5 protein-coding genes are annotated in these 4,310 nt (G+C 58.1%); 4 read left to right on the top strand and 1 reads right to left on the bottom strand.

Features of this window, described 5'->3' with window-relative positions; genetic code table 11:
• Window positions 1-231: hypothetical protein (locus QZ213_RS25335; protein ID WP_291688805.1), on the bottom strand; the 231-nt coding region annotated here is incomplete at its 3' end.
• A gap of 121 nt (window positions 232-352) precedes the next feature.
• Here QZ213_RS25335 and QZ213_RS25330 point away from each other — a divergent pair.
• From QZ213_RS25330 to QZ213_RS25315, 4 genes are all read left to right on the top strand, one after another.
• On the top strand, window positions 353-715 hold the full coding sequence (locus tag QZ213_RS25330; RefSeq protein WP_291688804.1) for a phasin family protein: 363 nt from the start codon (window positions 353-355) through the stop codon (window positions 713-715).
• A gap of 960 nt (window positions 716-1,675) precedes the next feature.
• On the top strand, window positions 1,676-2,296 hold the full coding sequence (locus QZ213_RS25325; RefSeq protein ID WP_291688803.1) for a hypothetical protein: 621 nt from the start codon (window positions 1,676-1,678) through the stop codon (window positions 2,294-2,296).
• Window positions 2,297-2,623: 327 nt separating this feature from the next.
• On the top strand, window positions 2,624-3,520 hold the full coding sequence (locus QZ213_RS25320; protein WP_291688802.1) for a dienelactone hydrolase family protein: 897 nt from the start codon (window positions 2,624-2,626) through the stop codon (window positions 3,518-3,520).
• 322 nt (window positions 3,521-3,842) lie between these two features.
• Window positions 3,843-4,109, top strand: a complete 267-nt coding sequence (locus tag QZ213_RS25315) for a DUF3551 domain-containing protein (protein WP_291688801.1) — start codon at window positions 3,843-3,845, stop codon at window positions 4,107-4,109.
• Window positions 4,110-4,310: the final 201 nt, after the last annotated feature.

Genomic DNA, 4,310 nt, shown 5'->3' with positions numbered 1-4,310 from the left:
ATTTTCAGTCATCGCGAAAAAGGCCTTTTTCAACACAATCGGCACGAAACGGACGTGGCGCAGTGGTAGCTCCATGTCTGTTCCTGGGGGTAGAACGGACAGCCAGGCAGTTAGGCCGCGACTTCCGTTTTTGACCCCAACCGGACATCGACCCGAGCCGCTCAGCGCCCGAAGGTCGCACGCGAGTAAAAGCGCCTTTGCGTGCCCCATTGATCCGTCATGTGACAGCATACGTTGAGTTCCGATATCATCATATGAACACACAATGACCGGCCTACGAACGAGCGGGAACTGAACCATTGGCAACGCGAGCTAGTTGTTCCTATAGCTAAACAAACAAGAAGGAATCGACATGTCGAATGTAAACCAGAACCACTCAAGTCAGAATTACGCGGACCAGCAAAATGGCAAAGAACAGATCGATACAGCGACCGCGTCAGCCAACATCCTCCCCGGCGGCTTTCAGGCGATTGCCACGGCTTACGGCGACTATATGAAGAAGTCGTTTGAAGACACAAAGTCCTTTGTGGAGAAGATGTCAGCCGTGAGGTCGCCCGACAAAGCGATTGAAGTTCAAACCGAATTCGCGAAGACGGCTTACGAGACATTCGTAACCGAGTCGCAGAAGATTGGCGCACTGTACGGCGATCTTGCCAAGCAGTCGTACAAGCCATTCGGCGGCTTTGTCGCAAAGATGACCCCGACAAATCGATAACTTATGCGGAGGGCGTCGTTCGGGGAATTGAAACATTCGCCGAAATTAAGATTTTAAAACCATGAGGTTCCAATGCCTAAAGCAAACGATCTTCTGGAAAAGGCTCGCATGTTCGATCAACGAGCAGAGCAGGCGAACGACCCTATTTCACGAGAGCATTGTAGAGAAATGGCTATCCAATACCGGTGCCTTTCCATCGAACACCGGCTCGATCCAGCCGTTGAGTTTGCACAATAGAGTCGAGGAATAAAAAGGAGGCCGCCAAAGTTGGTGGCCTCTTTCTTTGTGAAACAACGCCTTCACGGCCTGCCGTGCGTTACCGCTATAACTTGAAACTTCGAGCTGGTCATCAACCTCAAAAGCGCAAAGATGCTCGGTATCAATCTGCGACCGACGCTACTCGCGACGGCTGACGATGTACTCGAATAACAGCGTCGACTTCCGAGTTTGGCACTTTTCGGACCTGCCAACCGGCATCGAAGATGTCCGGTTCTCGGGATAGTGCGGAAGCGGCTGACCCCGGACGGGCAAATCACCTGGGCGATTTATCGACCCCTCTGTCCAGCACCTTTCGAAAAAATTCGGATTTACAGAAATCGCAAATCACCTTATATCGGTCGCCGTCCCGCTCCTCCGAGGGGTGTTGCGCAACGTCACGAAACGTGGAGCGGGATGCGGTGGACGCCGGCGGGGCGCTTGACGGGCGTTGCGGCCTGCGGACGGCGAAGGCGTGTGGTCCTGAAGTCCAGCTTTATTTCCTTCATCAAAGAACGGATTTAACCACAAGAACCAGGGACTTGCGCCCGACGGGCGGGAAAGGAAAAAGCCCGCCCGAACATGGCGGGCCCCAATAGGCCCTAGTTCGCCGGCAAAGGCATCGGCTCAGCCCCGGCAGAAGAAGTCAAAGCCGTTTCCCAAGCACGTCCATTAAGGAGGTATGCTGCGAAAGAGAGGCACGCCATGACGGATACGCGAACCCAGATCGCCGCAACACTTTTTCGACTGGCGCCGGGTGGTTATGTGTACCGAGAGCCATATCGATGGCCTTTCGGGGAAGCGCCGCACTATCTGGTCAACGCGGATCAGAAAGCCGCACTCTTGGCCATCATCGTCCCGAAGCGGCCGGTCCTCTGGCAGGTGGTTCTGTGGAGTACGTTGTGCCTAATGGTCGCCATCGCCTGTGTCGGACTGTGGCTTTACACTGGTCACGACAACCCGACCGCGCTTGATATCCTCGCCATGTTCATCCTCACAGTCGCGCAGGTCATCTTAGCGCTTGCGATCCTCTTTTGGTGGAAGCGGCGCCGGCTCCGGCCGCTGCTCGCAACCCTCACTCCGACCGACCTGCGCATTACGCAAATCGAGATGCGTGCGGCGGCGACGAATGCGATGTCCGGAAAGCAGTTGGTGATGGCGGGCGTAGCGGGCGTCTTTGCCGCAACTACGATGCTGATCAACGCGGCCCTTCAACTCGCGTGGCGCCAGCCAATAGGTTTGCTATGGCTTGCGGGCAGTCTCATCTTCGCAGGCCTCGCTTGGTATTATTTCAGGCAACTGGTTACTCGAGCGGAGAAGCCTTGAACCCAAGACCTCGCGTTCGTGAGTATACGCCCTACGCCGGTCAAGGCGAAACACGGTGGCGACGCCCTTTGCCCCTACCACGGTTCGGATTGAATTCGTCAACCGGACGCGCACCACGGCCGCGACGGCAGGCTGCTTTGCCTCGATGTCCGGTTCTGGGGGAAGAACAGACCTGCTGGGCGGACGGTCAGACTTCTCAGTTTGACCCCGAAACAGACATTGGGTCTGATAGGGCCGTGCGTCCGCCAACGGTGCCGCATGTTTGTCATCTGGGCCTGACCGGGGTTCAAAAAGTTTGTTACCAATGAACGTAAGGGGGGTTACTGGATGATCAGACTTCTTGCTCTGATCGCGCTGTCTGCATTTCTGATTACCCCGCTGATGGGCGCGGCTCCGCCTCCGATTCCCCCACTCTCTGAGCGCGTCACCTTTCTCAGCGCCGATGGCGCAACGATGCTGGTCGGCTACATCTTCAGACCGCAAGGCCCCCACGCGGCAAGAATGCCGGCGGTCGTCATGATGCACGGGCGAGCCGGCGTCTATTCGTCGGCGGCGGACGGTGACTACAGCGCGATGACACTTTCGAGGCGTCACCAGGAGTGGGGGCATCTCTGGGCGCAGCAGGGCTATCTCGCCATTCTCGTGGATGGCTTCGGTCCGCGCGGTTATCCGCAAGGTTTTCTGCGTTTCAGCTACTTCTCCCGGCCCGAGACTCTTAACGAAGTCACGGTTCGCCCGCTCGACGCCTATGGTGCGCTCGCCTGGCTTCGCAAGCGCAACGACGTAATCCCGGATCGCATCGCGTTGCAGGGATGGTCGAACGGCGGCAGCGCCGCGCTCGCCACAATGGCGTCGGTCAGCGCACCCGGCGTTCCGTCGCTGACGCCGGTCACAGGGTTTCGGGGTGCGTTGGTGTTTTATCCGGCGTGTGGATTGAAGGGGCAGTTTGACGGCGGTCTCGTTCCCTATGCGCCGGTCAGGGTCTTCCAAGGCTCCGCTGATGAGGAAATCTCGCCGCGCCATTGCGGTGAACTGATCGACAGGAGCCGCGCGCGAGGTGGCGATATCCAGATCACGACCTATCCCGGCGCAACCCACGACTTTGACGATCCTGGCAAGGACCGCCGCGATGTGCCGGCGAACGCGGCGGCAACCAAGGACGCGATGCCGCGTGCCATAGCGTTTTTTGCGAGCGTTCTGAACGCGCAAGCCGTCCCCAAATAGGTATTCGCTGTTGGGGATGCCTGCGTGGCGCTGCCAACGAGCTGACCAAATAAGCGTCGTGTTCGCTGCGGTGCATGAGTCCGTTCTTGTCTTGGCACGAACCGGACCAACCCGGTCGGTCCGGCGATGTCCGTTCCTCGGGGTAATCCGGAAGTGGCGTTTCGGGGCCGTCAGGACCATTGTTGACCCGACTCGGACTTTGTCTGAATTTCCCGCACCGCGCTTGCGCAGGCTCGCGCGCGAGTGCGAATTGATTGAGATCAATATGGTTTGTCTGTTTCGGTACGTTGATGCTGTGCCGTCGATCCAGAGGGAGGTTCTGATGCGCATGCTGGCTTTGGCGATTTTGGTGATGGGGATGGTTTCGGCGGCCGCGCCGGCCCAAGCGCAGACGTATGACCCGGATTATCCGGTTTGCATGCACGTCGTCGGGATAGGACTCAATCTCGAGGACTGCCGCTACTTTACGATAGACCAATGCAGGGCGTCGGCTTCCGGCCGCGCGGCCCAATGCAACATCAACCCGTTTTACGCGGGCGCAACAGCGTCGCAGGGACGATACGACCGGCGGCATCGCCGCGTCTATTGAGCTAATCCAGGCTGGACGGCCTTTGGCGTCACAAGCGACTGCCGCTATTGGCACTCTTGCGACATGCCGACTGCATCAGGCGATGTCCGCTTTCAGGGGTGCCCCGGAAGACATTTGCTCAGATTGAGTTCTTCCGAGTTTGATGCTGTGGACGGCTCCTCCACCGGCACATCGGTGCCATGGATGTGGGCGCTGTTGAGG

Origin of the sequence: Bradyrhizobium sp. (assembly GCF_017881085.1) — a bacterium.
Lineage (GTDB): Bacteria > Pseudomonadota > Alphaproteobacteria > Rhizobiales > Xanthobacteraceae > Bradyrhizobium.
Note: the sequence above shows the minus strand (reverse complement) of the source record. Positions and strands in the feature narration are given on the sequence as shown.